This window comes from Candidatus Poriferisocius sp. (assembly GCF_965204145.1).
GTDB lineage: Bacteria > Actinomycetota > Acidimicrobiia > Acidimicrobiales > Bin134 > Poriferisocius.
Genome location: NZ_OZ241977.1, coordinates 1,469,263 through 1,489,623 on the forward strand (window position 1 = coordinate 1,469,263; position 20,361 = coordinate 1,489,623).

Here is a 20,361-nt window from a genome sequence, read left to right on the forward strand (position 1 = left end):
CCGGCAATAGCTCGCTAATGGCGCTCTCAAGGAGGACGTATGACTCAAATCCTTGCCCAGTACTGCATCAACGTGGAAGACATGGACCGGGCTCTGGAGTTCTGGGTGGATGTGTGCGAACTCGAGCTCCAGCACCGCCTCGAGATTCCCGGTGCGCTGGAGGCGGTAATCCAGTCGCCCCACGGCGGATCACGCCTCCAGTTGGCGCAGCACCTCGACAATGAGGGCCCTATCGATATGGGCACCGCCATGTGGAAGATCTACATCAACACGTCGGACTGCCATCGGCTCTACCAGCGAGCCATGGACGCCGGCTGTGAATCGGTAATGGAGCCCACGCATCTCGACCGTTGGCCGGTGATCATGGCCTATGTGAAGGACTTCGACGGCTATCTCATCGAGTTCGTCGAGCACAAAGAGGGCACCCGCCCCGGCATCCCCGACCCGAAGAAGGTATGACCGACTCCCCTAGTTGGGAAACAGCGTCCTGACCCCGCTTGAGATCCTCGTCATCATCGGCTTCTCGGCCGCTGGGGCCATATCCCAGGGCTGCCTGGGCATCGGGTTGGCCCTCGTGGCCGGACCAGCTCTGGTGGCCATCGATCCGGGCTTTGCCCCCGGGCCGCTCATCGTCGTCGGCCAAGTTGTCGGCATCCGCAATGTCATCGTCGAACGCAGCCACACCGACCGTCAGGCTGTCCGACGTTGTGCATTCGGACTGCCGTTCGGCTTGGCTGCTGGACTGGTCGTGCTCTCCATGGTGAGTGACGAGGTCATCGCGCTCCTGGTTGGAAGCCTTGCCGCGGCCGGTGCCCTATCGCTCCTCTGCGGATTTCGGATTGCCCGGACGCCGGGGGTGGAAGTTGCCACCGGAATGGGGGTTGGATTCTCTAGCATGACCGCCGCTTTGCCGGGCCCCGCATTCGTGCTCACTTTCAGCGATATGAAGCCAGCAACACTGCGAGGCACAGTTGGCTCGGTATTCCTAATGGTGGCGGTCGCCGCCATGATCGGGCTCATCGCCACCGGCGAGTTCGGCCTCTACGAGGTCGAACTCATCGGCTGGCTCATTCCCGGCATCCTCTTGGGTCTGGGCTTGGCCCGCTTCGTCCGCCCCCTCCTCGATCGAGCCTGGTTCCGCCCTGCCGTGCTCCTCGTCGCGCTCGCTGGCGGACTCGCCCTCATTCTCCGCCAGGTCGTGTGAGTGCAGCCTTCACCAGCCGTACCAGGGCATGAGGCCCCGCTCATGGGAGTGCTAAGCAGAGAAGGCCACCAGAGGAGACACCATGACTGAGACCTATCGCGATCCGAACGCGGCCATCAACGACCGAGTTGCCGACCTTCTGGGGCGGATGACACTGGAAGAGAAGGTGGCTCAGCTAGGAGCGATTTGGCTGACTGCTCTGGTTCAAGACGAGACCTTCGACGCCGACGCTGTGGCTGAGACGCTGGTCAATGGCATCGGCCAAGTCACCCGCATCGGGGCGAGCACTGGACTGCTGGCCAACGAGTCGGCTCAGCTCGGCAACGCCATTCAAAAGGTGTTGGTGGAACGCACCCGGCTGGGGATTCCCACGGTGATCCACGAGGAGGGCGTCGGCGGCTTCCTCCACCGCGGCGCCACCACATTTCCCCAAGGGTTGGGTTTGGCGGCTACCTGGAATGTGGATCTCATGGCCGAGGTCGCAGAGGTGATCCGCACCCAGATGACCGCCGTCGGCGCCCGCCACAACCTCTCCCCCGTTTTGGACGTCGCCCGGGATCCCCGCTGGGGCCGGGTCGAGGAAACCTACGGGGAGTCGCCGGAGTTGTGCGCCCGGATGGGCGTTGCCTACGTCCGGGCCCTCCAAACCGACGATTTGGCCAATGGCGTGGTATGCACCGGCAAGCATTTCCTGGGCTACGGGTATTCCCTCGGCGGCCGGAATCAAGCGCCTGTCCACCTCGGCCATCGAGAGCTTCGCGAGGTGTATGCCGAGCCGTTCGCGGCCGCCATCCGCGAGGCGGGCCTAGCGTCGATCATGAACAGCTATTCGTCGATCGACGGTGTGCCCGTGGCGGCCAGCCGAGCGATGCTGACCGATCTCTTGCGAAGTGAGCTGGGCTTCGAGGGAACGGTGGTGGCCGACTACTTCGCGGTCATGCAGTTGCACTTCAACCACATGACTGCGGCAGATCCCACCGAGTCGGCCATCCAATCGCTCAGCGCGGGACTCGATATCGAGCTGCCGGCGCTCGACTGCTACAAACACCTGCCCACCGCAATCCAAGAAGGCCGAATCGATGAGTCGATCATCGACGAATCCTGTGCTCGGGTGCTGGCCCAAAAGTTTCAACTCGGGCTGTTCGAAAACCCATATGTGGACGCCGATTCTGCGCCCGACGTATTCGACACCCCCGACCAGCGAGCGTTGGCCTGCCGGGCTGCGGCCGAGGGGGTGATCCTGCTGAAGAATGACGGGGTGCTGCCCCTCAGCTCATCGATCTCCAAGGTGGCGGTCATCGGTCCTCACGCCGACGATCCTCGTCTTCTCCAGGGCGACTACCACTATCCCGCCCATCTGGAGATCATCTACCAGAATCGCAGCGCAGAAATGATCGAAGCCATCGAAGCGCTCGGCATCGAACAGGGGCTGGATCAGCTGCCCGAGTCCGGAGGGACGTTCTCCCCGGGTCCGCACTTCACTCCCCATGTGACGCCATTGGACGGCTTGCGCGCCGCGCTGCCCGGCACCGAGATCGTCCATGCGGCGGGGTGCGCCGATTCCGGCGACGACGCGTCGGGTATCGAAGACGCCGTTGCGGCGGCGGCGTCAGCCGATGTCGCCATTGTGTGCGTGGGCGCCCGCTCGGGGCTGGTTGCCGACGCGACCGTGGGCGAGGCCCGCGACGCCACCGACCTTGGCCTTCCCGGCGTGCAGTCGCAGCTGGCAGCCCAGGTTGCGGCCACCGGCACTCCGACCGTCGTCGTTGTGATCAGCGGGCGGGTCCACACGCTCGAAGCCGAGGCTGGGGCTGCCAACGCCCTGCTCTGGTCAATCCTTCCCGGCGAGGAGGGTGGCACGGCCATCGCCGATGTGTTGGTCGGCGTCGTCAACCCGGCGGGCCGGCTCCCGGTCTCTCTGCCCAAACACGTCGGACAGATCCCACTGCACCATGACATGCGGCGGCGGGGCGACCGGTCGGAGTTCTACGGCAGCTACGTTGACCGCGACACCGACGCGCTCTATTGGTTCGGACACGGCCTGTCGTACACCACATTCGAATACGGCGAGCCCTCGGTGGTTCTCGGATCGACGGCTGAGGCCACCACAATCGCGGTGCCCGTTGCCAATACCGGCCATCGCGACGGCGACGAAATCGTGCAGCTCTATGCGACCGACGAGGTCGCTTCAGTGGCCCGGCCGATCCGCGAGCTCATCGGCTTCGCCCGGGTGGCCATCCCCGCGGGCGAATCCCGCACCGTCACCTTCACGATCCACCCCAGCCGACTGGCCTTCCACGGCCTCGACATGGCCCTTGCCACCGAGCCCGGAACGTTCACCTTCCGAGTAGGTGGCGGGTCCCACGACCCTGCCATGCGAGAGATCCCGGTCGACCTGACCGGCAACACCGCTCGGTACGACCGGCGGTCCATCATCGTCACAACGGCCGAGGTCAGCTGAACGCACCGCTCTCCAAATTGAGCCCCGGGTGTTATGTCTCAGCCTGTGAAGCCGGCGTCGATCAAGAATTGGCGCCACTGCTCGGTGCGGTCTTCAGTTGTCTCCGGGGGTAGCGGCACTTCGAGGTTGATGTCAGCCTCGTAAACTGACCGGGTCTCCAACACCAGCACGGCGTCCTTGAACATCTCTTTGGCTTCTCGTCTCCCTTGTTCGCTCGTCTCCGGCAACAAGCCCTCGGCGTCGAGCATTTTGGAGAAGATATCTGACATGTCCGCTCTAGTCGTGAAGACACGCAACAGCCCGCGCTCATCGAGTTCAATGACCACTTCAGCATCAAGGTTCTCAAAGAAGTCCACATAGAAGTCGGTCAGCGCATCAACGCTTATTGGTTGGGCGAGAGCCTGACCAGCGGCCTGAGAACGGGCACTGTCAATCACATCGATACCTTGGGCTGCCAGCAAATCAGCGTAAATGGCTGTCCCGACAAAAATTTGGGGGCTTGTCGAAGTCTGTTCGATCTCTCTGAGGGCTGTCGGAAGACTCACCGCCAGCTCACTCAGATCTGGCGGTGAGGAGCCCACCAGCGCTCTCAAGAGTTCAGGGCTCTCTGCCCCAATAGCGGCGAGGTCAATTGAGAACACTCCGGGGGCAATCGGGCCAAGGTCGACTTCTGGGTTGGCATCCGCTAGTCGCTGATAGCTGCTTGTGTCCATGACTATCCACTCGCCGTCAACCCACGTTTCAAGCCTGAGGTCACCGAGGTCACCAATGTCGCCCAGCAGTCCTTCCAACATCGTTCCGATGTCTATGACGAGGTGCTCCCGCTCGGTGCTGATCTCGCCAACCATTGTCGGCCCCTGCCCGTCGATGCCGGTCTCGGATTCGAAGCCCATGGCGGGCAGCGCAAACGTCGAGCCCACAAAGAGCGACACCCGATAGGTAGAGGCTTCAGCAGTGTCGGCGAGCGCTGCGCTGAGTACTCCGATCGTGGTCACATTGGTCTTGTCTTCTCCCCCACCACACCCCGCAGCCACCAGAACTACGACCACCAGCGTGGCCAGCCATTGACGTGATCTAGTCATCTGCCAACCGTAACGAGGCCTATCAACACGGTCTAACTGCTGACATACGAGGACATAGGCGAATCATTAGGGTAAGTGGCGGTCCCACTCGTAGGGGACGACGGAGTAGAAGGGAGCAGCCAGCAGCGGCCTCGCCAATCCGTCTGCCCATCGCTTCTCCAATATCGGCTGGAGTCGGCGGGCCGCGTCGACCGGGTCACCGTCAATGAAGCAGAGGCTGACCTGTTTGGGGCCCTCGTCGGGCGATGTGGGGGTGACAAACCAGTCATAGCCCATGGATCTTCCTAGATCGGAGACGGCCCACCACACACCGGCGACGCCATCGATGTCGACCAGACGGTCAGCGGCGGCGACTCCAAGCTCGACGAGCAGATACGCCCCGAGTGCCGGACGCCACGGGAGGACGTCTGCTCCGGCAACGGCATGTGGGGCAGCGGCCTTGCCGGCCAGCGTGTAGAGGTCTCCCTCCACGGCGGGAAGCCGATGCGGCATTCGGCCGGCTTTGAAGAGTTCTTCCCCGAGACCATAAAACGAGTCCATTGCCGCTTGGTCGGTAAACAGGTACACCATGAAGTGGTCGGTGGCCTCATAGCGGGGGTCGGCCGCAACACGCGCTGACCGGCATGCCGGCGTGGACACGAAGCGAAGCGATCCGCGGACCTCAAGCAGCCGATGCTGTTCGGCTCGGTGGTCGAGCGTATGCCAAGCCAAGTACTCGGCATCGCGGCCCTCTGGGTGGCGGGCCGACAGCGACACGAACATCTCCGCAACGTCGCCGCGCCCCAGCGCCAGCACTCCGGGGATCTCATCTGATGGTCTCCCTGAAGGGCTTGAGCGGGCGATAGATGAGGCGAAGCTGCTCACGGCAATGGCTGGGCATCGAGCAGAACGAAGGCTAGGCGGGCCGGCTCGGTGCCTCGGTTCTCCCAGTGATGGGCAGTCCCGCGCTGGACCACCGTGTCGTATTTGCGCAGGGTCACCTCGCCCTCGTCCAGCAGCAGGGTGACTTCACCGTCGAGAACCACCATGTAGTCGATAGTCCTGGTGGTGTGCATCCCTGGGTGGCCATCACGGTGGGTGACGGCTCCTTCTGCGGCGAGCCGTTCCGCTGTCTCGGCAGCTGCCCCCGAGGCGAGTTCCCGACTGGGGGGAAGCTCCACCATCCAGAACAACGATCCCTGGGGCGGGGCCTCAAGGCGAGTCTCCCGCAATGCGGCATCGGCCACCTCCCCGGAGTTGTCTGCCGGAGAACCCTCCGTTGTCCAGATCTGCACTCGGCGCTTGTAGTCGTGAACATCGTCGAAGACGACAACCGACTTACCGTCGGCATCGTGTCCTGTGACCACGCGGCGGATCGTGTGGGCGCTGTCCATCTTCTGCCTCGTTCCTTGTTGTTGGGGTTCTTCTGTAGCCGAACTCAGAGCGGCATTACCCGTCCGCCGCTGGCGTGAATTGTGGCCCCGAGCATGGCGTGGCTCGGCGCGGAGGCGGCATAGGCGATCACATCGGCTGCCTCGTCAACCCTCAGTACCCGGCCCCAGGGCAGCAAGCCGCGATGCACGACATTCAACATGTGCTCGTCCTGTTCGGGAGTCGGAGGATTCTCGCTGCCCATGCCCCCAGTCGAAATCCCCCCGAGGGCGACGACATTGACCACGATGCCGTAGGGGGCGAGCTCAGCGGCGGCCGACTTGGTCCAGGCAATCAACCCCCCTTTGGCGGCGTTGTAGAGGGACACTGGGCTCATGTCAGCGGGCGGCGGGTTGAACGGTGCCGTCGAGGCCACGCTGACCACCCGGCCGTAGTTGGCCTCCTTCATGGCCGGAACCACTGCCTGAGTACACAGCATCGGACCGAGCAAGTTGACGCCGATCACCCGGTTGAATTCCTCTACCTCAAAGCTCTCGGTGCTGCTGGCCCCGCCGATTGCGGCGTTGTTGACCAGGGCGTCAATGCGGCCGAACTCCCCGAGCACCGTGGCGGCCATGCCGGCGACATCATCTCGATTCGACACGTCGGCGCGCACCCAGATCGCCCGCTGGCCGGTCTCTCCCATGACTGCCTCGACGCTCTGTTCCCCCCAGTCCTGGCGAATGTCCACCAGTGCGATGTCGTAGCCACGTTGGGCAAGGGCTCGCGCCGTTACCCCACCAACTCCCCAGGGCCGTGCCCCGGTAACGATGGCAACCCTTCTGTCGCTGCGAGTGCTCATGTTTCATGCTCCTTTGGGGAATCGAAGGTGACCAACAACTGGGTGAGGCCGCGGAGGATATAGCTGTCCATGTAGTTGTAGGTGTGGTCATCGGCGAGGGTCAGGTTGGGCAAATCCAACAGGGCATTGGTGCCCACTTTGCCCTCAAGGCGGGCCAGGCCCTGGCCGATGCAGTAATGCTCGCCATAGCCAAAGGCAACGTGGTCATTGGGGTCGCGGTCAATGTCGAACTCACCGGGCATCGGGCACAACTCGGGGTCTCGATTGGCCGCCGCGAATGCCACCCATGCGAACTCGCCTTTGGCCACTGGCTTATCGCCCAATTGGGTGTCTCGGGTGGCAACTCGAAACAACCCGGTCACCGGTGCTTCGTGGCGGAGGGCCTCCTCCACGAAGGCGGGCACCAGATCCCGATTCTCTGCCAGTCGGTCGCGCAGCTCATGATCGGTGGCCAGTCGATGGCCGATGTTGGCCAATAGCGTGGTAGTCGTCTCGTTGCCCGCCAGCAGAAACTGTCTCAACGCGGTTATCCGCTCTTCGTGGGTCAAGGGCTCGCCGTCGACCTCGGCGTTGGCCACATCCGAAATCAAATCGTTTCGCGGCTCGGTCTGACGCTGTTCGATCATGGCCGAGAAATAGTCCTCGAACTCGGACTCAGACCTGATGTAGCTGCGTACTTCGTCCCGGCTTGGGTTGGCCCGTCCGATGGGAATGGCGAAGTCATCCGACCATCCTTTGAACTTCCCGAGCTCTTCCTCGGGGACGCCGAGCATTCGAGAGATCATCACCATGGGCAACAAGACGGCGTACTCGCGAAACAGGTCAGCCCGGCCCCGATGGGCGAATTCAGCAACCAGCTGTTCAGATACCGATATGACCTCGGGCTCCAGCGCCCGGAGGCGGGCAGGACGGAACGCCCTATTCAGCGCCCGGCGCTGTCGAACATGCTCGGGCGGATCGGCGGTGTTTAGCACCCGCCCCCGATTGCGGCTTCGAAAACGGCTGACCGCCTCAGCCATGTCCGGCTCCCCAGCAATAGCTGCGGTGTGATCTGCCACCGGATTCCGGAAGTCATAGGTCGCGGTTGGTGACCGGTTCGACCACGTTTCCGGGTCGACAACGATGTCGTGCAGCAGCTTGTAGCCGGTTATGACCCAGGCCCCCATTGCCTCGCTATAGAAGGCCGGCTCCGAGGCCTCCCGCACGTCGTCGAAGAGCTGCCAAGGCGAAGCCAGCAGGTCCTCGTCGCGATCTAGCAGCCGCTGAATCCTGTCATCCAGTGAATCTGTCATCGCCACCCCGGATAGCTATTCGGCCGCCACCGGGCAATCGCCCTCCACAAGCAGCCGCCGCAGCACGCGCTCCCCTTCCCAGGGGTCGCGTACGGCGAAGTGAGCGGTGCAACGCTCGTCCCATATCACCACGTCACCGTTTCGCCAGCGCCAGCGGCAGGTCACGCTGGGATTGGTGGCGTACTCGGTGACCGCGGCCATGAGGTCATGGCCGGCATCATCGTCAAGACCGTCGACCGTTGCCTCCCCCACGCAGAAGATGGTCTCTTCCCCCGTCTCGGGATGCCGTCGCAGCAGGGGCTGGCGCACCCCTTGGAGATTGTCCCGCCAGATCTGCGGATCGAATTCTGGGAACAACCGCTGTTTCAGTCCAATGAGCGTGTCGGGCACGCTGTGTACGGTGGAACTTCCCTGCATTTGCTTCCGCAGTTCGTCGGGCAGCCAAGAAGCGGCCAACACCAGATTGGCCCACATGGTGTCGCCGCCCACCGGCGGAACATCGATCGCTCTCAAGATGCCGAAAGCAGGAGGGTTGGGCGCATAGAGCACATCCAAATGCCACCGGTCGGTCAGCAGCTGGTGGTCGCTTTTGACCCGTAACTCCGACGGCTCGGCCTTGTCGACTCCGGCAAGACGGTCCATCGGATGGATCCACGGCTCACCCAGCGACTCAGCCAGACGGATGTGGTCGGCATCATCGAGAAACTGGTCGCGAATTCCCACCACCTTGTATTCCAAGAGCGCTCTCCGCAGCTCCGCCGTCGTGTCAGCATCGAGTTCTCGCAGGTCAACCTCCGATAGCTCCGCCCCAAGCGCCGCCGTAAGCGGTTCGATTCGCATCCTGATGGCCTCCCGAAACTAGTCAACCATACATCTCCTATTGATGTTATGATGCGCATATGCGCACAACAGTGTCGATTGACGACGAAGTCTACGAGGAAGCGCGACGCATGGCGTTCGAGTCCCGCCGAACACTCGGAGAAGTCATCAACGAGCTACTGACAGAAGGGCTCAGGCTGGCGGCCGATCCCCCAGCGCGCCGCCAGCTCGGCCAGCTCCGCGGATCAATCACCGTGGCTGACGACTTCGATGAGACGCCGCAAGAAGTGCTCGCCTCCCTTAGCGACCCGATCTGATGGGGGACCTGCTGCTCGACACTCATGTAGTGCTTTGGGCCAATGAGGCACCAGAACGTCTCTCCGGCGAAGCAGTCGACGCGCTGGAAGATCCGACCAACCGACTATTGGTGTCGTCTGTCTCGGTTGCCGAGATCGAGATCAAACGGAAGCTCAGGAAGCTGGCAATGGAACATAGCTGCTACACCCTGGCCGCAAAGCTCGGCGCTGCCTGGCTCGACCTGACTCCCGCCCACGCCATGGGACTACGAACACTCCCCCTGCTCCATGCCGACCCGTTCGACCGGCTCCTCATCGCCCAAGCCAGCACTGAAGGCTGCACCCTCGTAACCGCCGATAAAGAAATCCTCGCCTACCCCATTCCCACACTCGCTGCGTAAGGGCGGCTTCAAGCGAACCTAAGTGGCGACGGAGACATCCCACGCTTCTTTGGTCATTGACCAAGCGACGTCGATTCCGGTGGTGGCTGGGGCGTGGGGTGTGACTTTCGACTCTCCGTCGAGGTGGTAGCCGAGAGCCTCAGGTATGGCCCCGCTACGGGTGTTGGCTTTGTCGTGGTGGATTTCGACTCGTTCGATGTCGGGAACGGTGAACGCGGCAGATGTGAGGATGCGGGCCATCTCGGTGGCATATCCCTTTCGCAGGTGATCGACGTGAACCCAATAGCCGATTTCCAGTGTCTTGGGGCCAGCGCGACGGTGGAGGCCGCAACCGCCTACCACCTGGTCTCCCTCGAAGGCTCCGAACACGACTTCTTTGCCGGCTTTCCGGTCATCCTCCCAGCGACGGATAAGCGCTTTCCGGTCGCGATCACTCAGAGGCTCGAACTCGATCCACGACATCCACGGCCGCAGATGATCGATGCTGTCTTGGATAGCGTCCCGCAAGATCTCCATGTCGCTGACCCGCCAGCGCCGCAAGACCAGGCGGGGGCCGACGACTAGCTCGGGCAGAACGCTCACTCTTCAACAATTCCACATTGAGTTTGGAGTTCTCAGCGGAATTACCACTACCCGGAAGATCGCTACCAGGCCAAGGGTGGTCTATTTTTCAATACGTCTATGACTACCTGGAGCGAATTCTGCGAACGGATAGAGGTCCTTGGCGAAGGGCTGGATGATGAGGGACAGCGGCACCTGGCCAACCAAGTGGCCTGTTGGCTGACCTATGCGATCGGCCACAACGACCCCCGCCACCCTGCATTTTTTCGGAGCAGCGATCCCGTGTACCAGTGGGGTGGGCCCAATGCGGATCAGGTGGCTCGCCGGACCGCGATCGACGGTGACGGGGTATACCGAATCTCGGGCCACATGGGGGCCTGCGAAGAGTTCGTGCTCCAGATCAAGCTCGGTGCCACCCAAAGCGGCGGCGCGGGAGTGGGTCTCGAGGTAACCGGTTCCAGCCTCGGGCTAGGGCCGGGTGACGAGATCGACATCCTCCTCGGCGGCGAGGACCCCGACGACGAGACCCAAAGCTGGCTGCCGCTTGACCCCGAGGGGTCGTTTGTGCACATCCGCGACTACTACTTCGACTGGCAGCCCTCCGAGCCGGCCACGTTCGTCATTGAGCGCCTCGACACCGTGGGCGAACCCAAACCGGAGATTGATGCCGCCGCCATCCTCGGGACAGCCCTGGGCGAGATCGAGCACTCCTTCGCGTTCTGGAACGGCTACCAGGAGCGCATGCTTGGCGACCAGCCTCCCAACATGTTCCTGCCTCCGGCCGGAATGGGGCGCGGCGTCAAGACCCTCATCTACAGCCATGCCGGCGTGGCCCTCGACCCCGATCAGGCCCTCGTGGTCGAGATCGGCCACCGGGGCGCCACCATGTGGGACATCCAGCTCTACAACCGGCCGTGGTACGAGGCGCTCGACTTCACCAACCGGCTGACCTGCCTAAACCACGCCCTCATCGAGCCTGGACCCATAGTGATCGCCGGCACCGACCCGGGAGGCGCCAACTGGCTCGACACCGAGGGCCGGGATTCAGTGCTGTGCACCATCCGCTGGTGGCACCCGCCCGACACCCCCGTGGTCGACGCCTACGTCGTCCCCATCAGCGAACTCAACTTGCCCTCAGCAGATCGCCAAGCCCAAATCGCCCGCCGCTCCTCCCACATCGCCTGGCGATACCGGACATGACGGGGAGGGCCGCAAGGGAGGTCTAATGTCGACAAAACCATTCACAGAAAAGGTCGCAGTCGTAACCGGCGCGGGACGTGGTATTGGGCGGGCAACTGCTGAGCGTTTGGCCATAGAAGGCGCCTCGGTCGTGCTGGCGGCTCGCTCCTCGCACGAACTTGACGAGACCGCGGCCGGAATTGAGGAAGCTGGCGGGCGGGCCGAGGTGATTGCGACGGATGTGACCTCGCGCTCCGAAGTCCGCCATCTTTTTGACCGAACCGAAGAGATCTTTGGTCGCCTCGACATCCTGGTGAACAATGCCGGTGCCATGCAGCCGCTTACCCCCGTCGGGGAACTCGCTGATGAAGACTGGGACCGCTGCTTCGACGTCAATGTGCATGGGGTGCACTTCTGCTGCGACACCGCACTCGAGCTACTGGCTGCTGGCGAAGGCGGCCATATCATCGTGATCGGCTCCGGACAGGGTCATTCGCCCTCACCAGGGGCCGCCGCCTATTGCTCGGCGAAGGCCGCCGTCTCGATGTACGTCCGCACGCTGGCAAAGGAGCTTCGTCCCCGGGGAATCACGGTCAACGAGATTGTGCCCGGCGCGGTTGCCACCGAGCTCTTGAGCTGGACGGTCGGGCTGCCAATGGACCGCCTCAACGAACTTGAGCCGGCGCTCGGCGGGGATCGGGTCAAAGAGCCCAGCGAAGTTGCGGAGTACGTGGCATTTCTCGCTACCCGTTCACCACAAGATGGCCCGACCGGCCAGTGCTTCAGCCTCCTAGGACGCGACCTATAGGTAAGCAGTTACCTCGCCTACAGATCGTCCACAGACAGCACCTGGGTTTCGAGTTGGGTGGGCTGTTCGTCGGGGAGCAAATAGCGCCAGAAGACGGTGCCGGTGGGTGCTCCGGCGGTGTCCAGCCAGTTGGGTACGCCGGGATCGCGATGGGCGAGGATCATGCGGAACGACCCGTCTGGCTCCAAGACGGTCTGGCGACGATTGAGCGAGACCCGGCGCTGCCGATACGGAGGGGTCTGGATGAACCGGTTGTTCAGCACGACGTTGGCAAAACGGCAGTTCGGGAACCGACCGCGGATCTCAAGCGCTTCATCGGGCCCCAGCTCATAGCGGGTGCTGCGGTAGGCATTGTCGGCCGCGGCGTAGCCGATAGCGCGGTTGCCCTCGTCGAGCGGGGGGTTGGTAAACCGATTGGGCTCGGAGGACACCCAGTCCAGCGGAATGTCGCGAGGACCAGTGGGCCAGTCCACGGTCACGCTGCGAAGGAATGTGATGACCCTCTGGAGACCCAGGGCGCAGGCCTCGTCGTCGGGGATGGGTGGAGGTCCGGGATCGACCGTCGGTTCAATGGACAGTGGAACGTGCATGTTCGGGTCGGTCGCCGCCGGACGATCCCATTCAAAATAATGGCGGGTGGTAACGCTGCCTGATTCTGGGGTGAGCGCCAGCCAGTTGTCGGGCTGGGGGTTCTGACTCAGGTGCAGCTCGTAGCTCCCATCCGAACCCACCTTTATCTCATCGTCGTTGAGCGTGGCCCCCAGCGCTTTCGACATGCCCCCACCGGCTGTCCCAACCTCGACAGTAAAGGACGTATAAACCGCTCCAGCCAGGTTTCCCCTGATCACATAGTCGCGCTCGGGATCGATCACCGAGCCGTAGTAGATGGCGTCGGGATTGTCGCCCAGGAGCTTCTTGGTGGGAGAGAACCACCGGTAGAACCAAGGCCGAGCCGGGTCGGCCTGCGACCAAAACTCCAGGGCGTGCTGAAGCGAGTTGAGCGCGAATATCCGCGCTTCGGCCCGTTCGTCCGCAGTCGGCATGGCCCTGGCTTCGCGCCCCCAATCACGTTCTATCTCGCCCATCAATTCGACGAGCTCATCCCAAACCTGTCCCGATCGATCAGTCATCTGCTCCTCCATGCGTTGCCGAGCACTGGGAAGGCTACCCACCAAGACCACTACCAGACATTGTGCTTGGAGGCGAGGGGATCGCCACTAGGGTGGTGACCCGTGCGGGTGATGATGACGGGGGCAACGGGATTCATCGGCGGTCACACCGTGGCGCGTGCGATTCAGGCTGGTCACGAGGTCTGCGCCTTGGTCAGGTCGCCCGAGAAGCTTGAAAGCCTCTGCTCAGCCTTCGATATACCTACCATCGACCACATAGCGGGCGACATGACCGATCCTGAGGCCGTCGCCGCGGCTCTCGAGGGCGCCGATGCGGTGATTCACTGCGCCGCAGTCGTGTCACTCGACGCGCGGGGCAACGCCCAGGGGATCGAGAACAGCATCGCCGGAGCCCGGCTTGTGCTCCACAAGGCTCACGAAATGGAACTCGACCCGATCATCCATCTCTCCAGCGTGGCCGCTTTGTTTGACCCCGGTGCTGGCTCCCTCACGGTTGACCACCCGCCTTCGTCAGCCGGATACACATACGGCCAAGCCAAAGCCGATGCGGAGATGGTGGCCCGCAAGCTCCAGGCCGATGGTGCTCCCTTGGCGATCGTGTATCCGAGCGCAGTGATCGGGCCGCCCGCGGGCTCGGCCTTCGGCGAGGCCAGCGAAGACATGGCCCGATTCACGGCAACCGGCATCATTCCCACCCGAAGGGCCGCGGTGGCGATCTCCGATGTCCGAGACATGGCCTCGCTCCTCGTGGCGCTGCTCGAACCGGGCCATGGGCCCCGCCGAATCATGTGCGGCGGTCATTTGGTTGACATGAACGACTTTGCCCGCATCCACCGCGACATCACGGGTCGAAGATTCCCCATGATGCCGCTTCCTCCGTCGGCGCTCCGAGGGATTGGCCGAATGGCTGATTCGATCCGGCGTGTCGTGCCGATCAATGCGGCCATGAATCGATTCAGCATGAGCGTGCTCACCCAATGGGAAGGATCAGAAGACAGCGATCTCACCGTGTACGGGGTTGAGTTCCGTAATATTGAAGAGACGTTCGCCGACAGCCTGGCTGCTTGGCACAAAGCCGGCCTCCTCTCCAACCGCCAGATCGGCAAAGCACTCCCCTCTCCTGACCCCAGCAAAGCGCCGACACCGCCCAAGGGGTTCCGGATGCCGCCCCGCGTGGTGCTGTCGCGGCCCTTCAGGACCCTCGGCCCCCTCGTCGTCCCGCGGGTCCACCGTGCGATCAACCGGCTCACCCGAGGCCGCACTCTGCTCGATTCCGCCGCTCAGCCGATGCTCATGCTCTTCTCAACTGGCGCCAAATCTGGCCTGACCAGGGAGACGCCGCTCGGCGCGGTTCCCCTAGAGGAAGGTCGCTTCTTGGTGGTAGGCAGCAACTTCGCCCGCGGAGATCATCCCGCGTGGACGGCAAACTTGTTGGCCAACCCCGATGCCCAGATCCTGTTCCGCGGCCAGCGGATACCCGTGAGGGCTCGGCTCCTCACCGGCGCCGAGCGTGACTCGAGATGGGAAACCGCGGTGGCCTGGTATCCGCTTTGGACCGAGTACGACGCCGTGACCGAACGCGAGTTGCGCCTGTTCGAGCTTGAACCCGTCACCGACAACGGGGGCTGAAGGGCTCATCGAACCTTCTGGAACCGTCACCGGTGTAGTTCTCTAGCGACCGGTCGGGGTGAAGGTAAGCGGCATGGTCTTGGGTGCCCGGGTGAACACGCCTTGGGGCTTGGGCGGCATTCCGTCGAATGCAACGTCTTCCATGGCATCGAGCAGTTGATTGGTGGCGATGTCCACCTCAGTCTTGGCCAGCATCGCTCCGATGCAGAAGTGCCGGCCCAGGCAGAATCCGGTGTGGTTGGCCGCCCCGGAGAATGCCTTGGACACGTCTAGGTCTTCGCGGAAAATATCGAAGGTGTCGGGATCGGCGTAATGGCGGGGATCGCGGTTGGCCCCGGCGATGAGACACGTCACCGTGGAGCCGGCCGGGATGGTCACCCCGTGCATCTCTACGTCTACCTCGGGCTGGCGCATGATCATCTGCACCGGCGGCGAGTGCCGCAGCGTCTCGGCGAAGGCGTTGTCGATGAGGCTGCGATCTTCACGAACGGCCTGGAGCTGATCCGGGTTGGCGATCAGGTTCATCATCATGTTGGCCATGGCCTTGTCGGTGGTCTCTCCCCCGGCCACCAACAGCAGCGACACGAACGCCTTGATCTCCAGGTCGGTCATCTGCTCGCCGTCGATGATGGCAGTACACAGGGTGCTGAGCAGGTCGTCGCCGGGGTTGGCCCGACGCTCGGCGATGATCGGCATCATGTAGGCCTCGAGCTCATCTTTGGTCTGGAGCCCCTGGGCCATGACCTCCTCGTCCCCGGTGAGGTTGCTCAGGAACATCATGATCGAGTGGTACCACTTCTGGAAGCGCTCGTGATCCGACTTGTCGAGGCCAAGCATGTCGACGATCACGTTGATCGGGAAGCGGATGGAGAACTGGTCGACGAGGTCGACCTTGCCGTCGTGGCGGAAGCCGTCGATGAGTTCGCGGGCGTTGGCCTCGATGACCGGGACGAACTTGGCCGTCAACTCGCTGCCCCGGAACGCGGGCGCGATCAGATTCCGGTGCGCTGAGTGATCGCGGCCCTCCATCTGGAGGATTGTCCGGCCGTGAACGGGCTCCAGTTGCCACTCATAGTTTTTGGAGGTGAACGCCTTGTCCTTGAAGGCCCGTTCGACGTCGTCATAGCGCGAGATCAGCCAGGCTTCAGTCGCCTCGTGGTACACCACCGGGTATTCCTCCCGCATGACCTCCAGCACCACATTGGGGTCCTCAAAAAACGTCGGCGACAAGATGTCGGGTTCGATGGCAGCCACAGGTCCTCCTTCAACGCCGGTACCTGTTGGATGCGCCCGAAGGGTAGTGGCTTGGCCCAACTGCCTCAATCGGCGCCCGAGGTGAGACTGGATCGTTGTCCATGTGGAATCATCACGGTCGGCGAGTGGGTGGGCCGGGCTCGTTGCTGGAGGGGCCCGCCGGTCAGGAGGCCAGATGAACGACGAGGTGTTCGCCGGAGTCAAGGTCGTGGAATTGGCCCAGTGGGTGTTCGTGCCAGTGGCGGGAGCGATTCTGGCCGACTGGGGCGCCGATGTGGTGCGGGTCGAGCGGCTTGAGGGCGATGCCTATCGGGGCCTGGCCACACAGGGAATCGGAACCGAGCGAGCCGGAGTAAACCTGTCGATGGCACTGGCCAACCGGGGGAAGCGCTCCGTTGCCATCGATTTACAACGAACAGAAGGCATGGCCGTCTTTCTCGAGCTTCTTGAATACGCCGACGTCTTCATCACCAACCTCCGGCCCGGGGCGCTGGAACGTCTCGGGCTTGATGCCGGTACCGTGAGGGAGCGGTTTCCCCACCTGGTTTACGCCCGCGGCCACGGCTTCGGCGTAAGGGGTCCCGACGCCGATCAGCCCGGCTACGACTCTTCCGCCTACTTTGCCCGAGGCGGACTCGCCCACGTCTTGTCGCCACCCGATCTGGACTATCCAGTCACCCAGCGAGGCGCAATGGGCGACCGCAGCGGCGCTATGGCGCTCGCCTTCGGCATCGCTGGCGCTCTGCTGCGCCGCCACCGCACCGGAGAAGGATCGGTGGTCGACGTGAGCCTTCTTGCCACTGCAATGTGGACGCTGTCGTCGGATTTGTTGGCGGCCCTGAACGGCGGTGAGATATCTCGAGGGGCCAGCCGCGGCACCTTCTTCAACCCGCTGACCGAAACCTACCGAACCAAAGACAACCGCCACGTGTCGCTGGTGTTCCTTCAGCCCGACCGCTATTGGGCCGATCTATGCCATGCCCTCGACCGCCTCGACCTTGCCGAGGATCCCCGTTTCGCCGACATAACCGTCCGGGCCGAGAATCGCGAAGCGTGCCTGGCCGAACTCGACGCCGAGTTCGGCAAGCGGAGCTTCGAGGAGTGCAAAGCGCTCCTCAGCCGCATTAATGCGCCCTGGGCCCCGGTCCAGTCAGTGGAGGAGTTGGTCGACGATCCACAGGTCTTGGCCAACGACTACATCGGCGAGGTCCAGGTTGACAGCGGTGAGTTTTACGTGCTGCCCTCCGTACCGGTGCAGTTCGACGAGCAGCCCCCACCTTTGCGGCGGGCGCCAGAACATGGGGAGCACACCGAAGCCGTCTTGTTGGAGTTGGGCCGCAGCTGGGACGACATCCAGACACTGAAGACCGCGGGAGTCATCCCCTGAATTCCGATCGTGGGCTGCGCCTATTCCTGCTGGAACCCGTCACAGACGGAGGCGGCCAAGTAACTCTAAAGGGCAGTCGATCAGGCCGGATTGTTCAGCACCAGGCGCCGGATGCCGTCTTGCCATTTCACCATGCGGTCGGGGCGCAGGGCCTCGATGCGGCTCGTGTCCATGACGGTGCTGGGGATGGCGTTTTCCGACTCGACAATTTGGGGCGGATCGCAGCCGTCGATCTCGGCCATGAACTCGCACCATTCGGCAACCGACACTAAGCCGGGGCTGGCCCAGTTGAGCGTGGTGGCCGGCACCGAGGCCTGATCCAGCAGCACGGGGATGTCGGCGGCGATGTCCTCGTCGTGGTTGAGGTTGTAGCGGGCCCCGTCGGTATGAACTTCGATGGCCATGCCAGCTCGCATCATCAGCAGATGGAACAGCGGCCAGCCATTGGTGTCGCCGTAAGGCACATTCAGCCGGGCGATCACCGTGGGCAGATTGAACTCTCTGGCTGCGAACCGGGCCACCGACTCCGAGGCGATCTTGGAGATCGAATAGGTCGGCATCATGTGGGCGTGATGGTTGCCATGGGGACTGTCCTCGGTGAACGGCTCACCGCCACTGGGCTGATAAACCGCCCCCGAAGAGCAGTGCAGGAACGCCTGTGCGTCACGGAAGTGGCTCATCAGGTGGCCGGTGGCCTCCGAGCACACTGCCAAGTCGGTCTTCCAGTCGCCGGTCTTGATGACCGCCAGGTTCACCACCGCATCCACCTCGCGGGGAACCGCCGAGAAGTCTGCGTTCACAAAGTCGACCGCGATGCACTCCACTCCCCCGGCCTCTAGATCAGCCCGGGCATCAGGGTCTGAGAACCGGGCCAACGCGATCACCCGATTGTCGGCGGCCAGGGTCTTGCACAGCGGCGGCCCCACCATCCCCGTCGGCCCCGTCACCACAATGGTTTTGTTCCGCAACTCCACAATGGGCTCCTTTACAGCTTGATGCGCTCAAACTAATCCCCGACCCTTCGAGGCGACACTCTTAGAAGCAAAGCACCCCAAGCAGCTAAGGAATCTGACCTTTCGCGGTCCGTACGGATCAGGGTCAGCGTCGGGCGTCGATGATTTCTATGTCGTAGGAACCCAGAGACTGGTCGGCAGTCACGAGTGCCAGCGCTTCGAGTTGGGCCTGGGCAATGAGCATCCGGTCGAAGGGATCTTGGTGGTGGGTGGGAAGCGCCGGGGCATGTTCGGCGTGGTCAGTTGAGATGGCTAGGGGAACGAACCCCCCTGACTGGAGCGCAGCGACCAGACCATCGGGCATGGTCAGCTTGCCCAACGCTCGCTTGATCCCAAGCTCCCACGGAGTGACTGCCGAGAAGTAGACCTCATCGGCGTTTTCGATCAATTGGCGGCACTGCGAGCCCAGGGATTCGCTGCCTTCGAGCCACCACAGGGCAACGTGGCTATCCACCAAGATCCTCACGACATATCTGCCTCAACCGACTTATCGAACATGGCCACGATCTCAGCATCGGAGCCGACCACATCGCCGCGGTAGCCAACCCGCCCAGCCCATGCTCCAGCAACCCGTGCCGGACGATCGGGGCGCCATGCAACGATCTTGGCAACCGGATTCCCATTGCGGGCCACGATCACCTCGACACCCGCCTCGGCCTCACGGATCAACTCCGATAGCCGCGACTTCGCCTCATGAGTGTTAACCACCCGAGTAGTCATAGTCTTAGCTTAGCTAAGAGCATCACCTACTTCAACCATGGTTGTGCTGGCGTACTGCTCTGCTCTAAGTCAATCGATCCCCAGGACGGTCAATCTCCATGTCAACAGGCATGTATCGGCAAGGTTGGCCCACACGCTAGATTTTGGGGCTATGGCCACGATGAACGTGCCACTGCCCGACGGTCACCGTGGCCGACTTCGACAGGCACTCCTTGAAGGCGCCCACTCCCCCATTGCGGCAAAAACCGACACTGCATACTTTGAATCGCTCCGAGACCAAGCCCAGGCAACACCTGAGCTGTGCTTGCCGGCCCACGCTGCCACCGCGGCAGTCGGCGGGTGGTCGCTGGTCGACCATCACAGGCTGAGAGCGTTTCGCAGGATCTCGTCTATCGCTCGCAGGTACATGGGATCGAGCCGACCTAGCCGTTCCACGAAACGATGAGTCGATACCGCCCGAACCTGTTCGACCTGGAACGCAGTGGCGGCAACAAGGCCGGTGCCTACATCAGGTTCAACCACGACATGAAGCGGCACCGAGCGAATGGTGGACGTGCCCGGTACCACGATCACCATCTTCAGATTCGGATGGTGTAAGCGGTCGTCGGAGACAATCAGCGCCGGACGACGAAAAGCCTGCTCGGGATGCTCGTGGTCGGCACCAAAATCCACCGACCACACATCACCCCGAGCGAACCGCCCCTCAGTGTTCATCCAAACCGTCTACTGCGGCAGCATCCAACCGCCTGCTCTCCATCTGGTAGGCGTCAACCTCCGACGGGGCCAGATCATCGAGCGCATCCCGCACCGACGACCACCACTCGTCACGGCCGAGCTGATGTACCGCGTCGGCCACAACGTCAACCATGGACGTTCCTCGCTGTTCAGCGATCCACGCGATTTCGTCCCGCAA

Annotated in this window: 23 protein-coding genes; 9 read left to right on the forward strand and 14 right to left on the reverse strand. The window is 62.9% G+C overall.

The features are described from left to right. Positions 1 to 39: 39 nt before the first annotated feature. The 3 genes from ACOGI7_RS06715 (at position 40) to ACOGI7_RS06725 (ending at position 3,665) form a co-directional block, all read left to right on the forward strand. On the forward strand, positions 40 to 459 hold the full coding sequence (locus ACOGI7_RS06715; RefSeq protein ID WP_419851143.1) for a VOC family protein: 420 nt from the start codon (positions 40 to 42) through the stop codon (positions 457 to 459). Between the two features lie 13 nt (positions 460 to 472). After that, positions 473 to 1,204 carry a TSUP family transporter gene (locus ACOGI7_RS06720; protein ID WP_419851144.1) on the forward strand — a complete coding sequence of 244 codons (732 nt, stop codon included), beginning with the start codon at positions 473 to 475 and terminating at the stop codon, positions 1,202 to 1,204. 82 nt (positions 1,205 to 1,286) lie between these two features. Beyond that, positions 1,287 to 3,665, forward strand: a complete 2,379-nt coding sequence (locus tag ACOGI7_RS06725; protein ID WP_419851145.1) for a glycoside hydrolase family 3 N-terminal domain-containing protein — start codon at positions 1,287 to 1,289, stop codon at positions 3,663 to 3,665. A gap of 38 nt (positions 3,666 to 3,703) precedes the next feature. Here ACOGI7_RS06725 and ACOGI7_RS06730 read toward each other — a convergent pair whose 3' ends face one another. The 6 genes from ACOGI7_RS06730 to ACOGI7_RS06755 all read right to left on the reverse strand — a co-directional run bounded on the left by ACOGI7_RS06730 (position 3,704) and on the right by ACOGI7_RS06755 (position 9,091). After that, positions 3,704 to 4,747: a hypothetical protein gene (locus ACOGI7_RS06730; RefSeq protein ID WP_419851146.1), complete on the reverse strand. Its 1,044-nt coding sequence runs from the start codon at positions 4,745 to 4,747 to the stop codon at positions 3,704 to 3,706. A 66-nt stretch (positions 4,748 to 4,813) separates the two neighbouring features. Further along, entirely contained in the window at positions 4,814 to 5,611 is a 798-nt protein-coding gene (locus ACOGI7_RS06735; RefSeq protein ID WP_419851147.1) for a hypothetical protein, read from the reverse strand. Beyond that, positions 5,608 to 6,120, reverse strand: coding sequence for a cupin domain-containing protein (locus tag ACOGI7_RS06740; protein ID WP_419851148.1), 513 nt, complete (start codon positions 6,118 to 6,120; stop codon positions 5,608 to 5,610). Before ACOGI7_RS06740 ends, ACOGI7_RS06735 begins: the two co-directional genes overlap by 4 nt. Positions 6,121 to 6,164: 44 nt before the next feature. Next, on the reverse strand, positions 6,165 to 6,959 hold the full coding sequence (locus tag ACOGI7_RS06745; RefSeq protein ID WP_419851149.1) for an SDR family NAD(P)-dependent oxidoreductase: 795 nt from the start codon (positions 6,957 to 6,959) through the stop codon (positions 6,165 to 6,167). Next, positions 6,956 to 8,251: a cytochrome P450 gene (locus ACOGI7_RS06750; RefSeq protein ID WP_419851150.1), complete on the reverse strand. Its 1,296-nt coding sequence runs from the start codon at positions 8,249 to 8,251 to the stop codon at positions 6,956 to 6,958. Before ACOGI7_RS06750 ends, ACOGI7_RS06745 begins: the two co-directional genes overlap by 4 nt. Positions 8,252 to 8,266: 15 nt before the next feature. Continuing rightward, the gene (locus ACOGI7_RS06755; protein ID WP_419851151.1) at positions 8,267 to 9,091 is read right to left on the reverse strand and encodes a TauD/TfdA dioxygenase family protein; all 825 of its coding nucleotides are present in this window, start codon (positions 9,089 to 9,091) and stop codon (positions 8,267 to 8,269) included. Between the two features lie 59 nt (positions 9,092 to 9,150). Between ACOGI7_RS06755 and ACOGI7_RS06760 the strand changes: the two genes are divergently transcribed. Both ACOGI7_RS06760 and ACOGI7_RS06765 read left to right on the forward strand, forming a co-directional pair. After that, a complete protein-coding gene (locus ACOGI7_RS06760) occupies positions 9,151 to 9,387 on the forward strand; it encodes a hypothetical protein (RefSeq protein WP_419851152.1) in 237 nt (78 codons plus the stop codon). After that, positions 9,387 to 9,767, forward strand: a complete 381-nt coding sequence (locus ACOGI7_RS06765; RefSeq protein WP_419851153.1) for a type II toxin-antitoxin system VapC family toxin — start codon at positions 9,387 to 9,389, stop codon at positions 9,765 to 9,767. The genes ACOGI7_RS06760 and ACOGI7_RS06765 overlap by 1 nt, the downstream gene beginning before the upstream one ends. A gap of 18 nt (positions 9,768 to 9,785) precedes the next feature. On the opposite strand, the gene ACOGI7_RS06770 is transcribed toward ACOGI7_RS06765, so the two are convergent. Beyond that, the gene (locus ACOGI7_RS06770; protein WP_419851154.1) at positions 9,786 to 10,349 is read right to left on the reverse strand and encodes a GNAT family N-acetyltransferase; all 564 of its coding nucleotides are present in this window, start codon (positions 10,347 to 10,349) and stop codon (positions 9,786 to 9,788) included. 99 nt (positions 10,350 to 10,448) lie between these two features. Between ACOGI7_RS06770 and ACOGI7_RS06775 the strand changes: the two genes are divergently transcribed. After that, complete coding sequence (locus ACOGI7_RS06775) at positions 10,449 to 11,528, forward strand: hypothetical protein (RefSeq protein WP_419851155.1); 1,080 nt, start codon at positions 10,449 to 10,451, stop codon at positions 11,526 to 11,528. Between the two features lie 25 nt (positions 11,529 to 11,553). Continuing rightward, positions 11,554 to 12,315: an SDR family NAD(P)-dependent oxidoreductase gene (locus tag ACOGI7_RS06780; protein ID WP_419851156.1), complete on the forward strand. Its 762-nt coding sequence runs from the start codon at positions 11,554 to 11,556 to the stop codon at positions 12,313 to 12,315. Positions 12,316 to 12,332: 17 nt separating this feature from the next. Here ACOGI7_RS06780 and ACOGI7_RS06785 read toward each other — a convergent pair whose 3' ends face one another. After that, positions 12,333 to 13,445, reverse strand: coding sequence for a DUF1214 domain-containing protein (locus ACOGI7_RS06785; RefSeq protein WP_419851157.1), 1,113 nt, complete (start codon positions 13,443 to 13,445; stop codon positions 12,333 to 12,335). Positions 13,446 to 13,559: 114 nt separating this feature from the next. Between ACOGI7_RS06785 and ACOGI7_RS06790 the strand changes: the two genes are divergently transcribed. Further along, positions 13,560 to 15,074, forward strand: coding sequence for a nitroreductase family deazaflavin-dependent oxidoreductase (locus ACOGI7_RS06790; protein WP_419851475.1), 1,515 nt, complete (start codon positions 13,560 to 13,562; stop codon positions 15,072 to 15,074). A gap of 42 nt (positions 15,075 to 15,116) precedes the next feature. Here the strand turns inward: ACOGI7_RS06790 and ACOGI7_RS06795 are convergent, their stop codons facing one another. After that, the gene (locus tag ACOGI7_RS06795) at positions 15,117 to 16,328 is read right to left on the reverse strand and encodes a cytochrome P450 (RefSeq protein WP_419851158.1); all 1,212 of its coding nucleotides are present in this window, start codon (positions 16,326 to 16,328) and stop codon (positions 15,117 to 15,119) included. 175 nt (positions 16,329 to 16,503) lie between these two features. On the opposite strand from ACOGI7_RS06795, the gene ACOGI7_RS06800 reads away from it, so the two are divergent. Next, positions 16,504 to 17,715: a CaiB/BaiF CoA transferase family protein gene (locus tag ACOGI7_RS06800; RefSeq protein ID WP_419851159.1), complete on the forward strand. Its 1,212-nt coding sequence runs from the start codon at positions 16,504 to 16,506 to the stop codon at positions 17,713 to 17,715. A gap of 80 nt (positions 17,716 to 17,795) precedes the next feature. On the opposite strand, the gene ACOGI7_RS06805 is transcribed toward ACOGI7_RS06800, so the two are convergent. From ACOGI7_RS06805 to ACOGI7_RS06825, 5 genes are all read right to left on the reverse strand, one after another. After that, positions 17,796 to 18,689 carry an NAD-dependent epimerase/dehydratase family protein gene (locus tag ACOGI7_RS06805; protein WP_419851160.1) on the reverse strand — a complete coding sequence of 298 codons (894 nt, stop codon included), beginning with the start codon at positions 18,687 to 18,689 and terminating at the stop codon, positions 17,796 to 17,798. Positions 18,690 to 18,813: 124 nt separating this feature from the next. Continuing rightward, positions 18,814 to 19,182 (reverse strand): type II toxin-antitoxin system VapC family toxin, encoded by a 369-nt coding sequence (locus ACOGI7_RS06810; protein ID WP_419851161.1) that lies wholly within the window; start codon positions 19,180 to 19,182, stop codon positions 18,814 to 18,816. Between the two features lie 8 nt (positions 19,183 to 19,190). Then, positions 19,191 to 19,448: a type II toxin-antitoxin system Phd/YefM family antitoxin gene (locus ACOGI7_RS06815; RefSeq protein WP_419851162.1), complete on the reverse strand. Its 258-nt coding sequence runs from the start codon at positions 19,446 to 19,448 to the stop codon at positions 19,191 to 19,193. 357 nt (positions 19,449 to 19,805) lie between these two features. Further along, on the reverse strand, positions 19,806 to 20,162 hold the full coding sequence (locus tag ACOGI7_RS06820) for a type II toxin-antitoxin system PemK/MazF family toxin (protein ID WP_419851163.1): 357 nt from the start codon (positions 20,160 to 20,162) through the stop codon (positions 19,806 to 19,808). Beyond that, positions 20,152 to 20,316, reverse strand: coding sequence for a hypothetical protein (locus tag ACOGI7_RS06825; RefSeq protein WP_419851164.1), 165 nt, complete (start codon positions 20,314 to 20,316; stop codon positions 20,152 to 20,154). The genes ACOGI7_RS06820 and ACOGI7_RS06825 overlap by 11 nt, the downstream gene beginning before the upstream one ends. Positions 20,317 to 20,361: the final 45 nt, after the last annotated feature.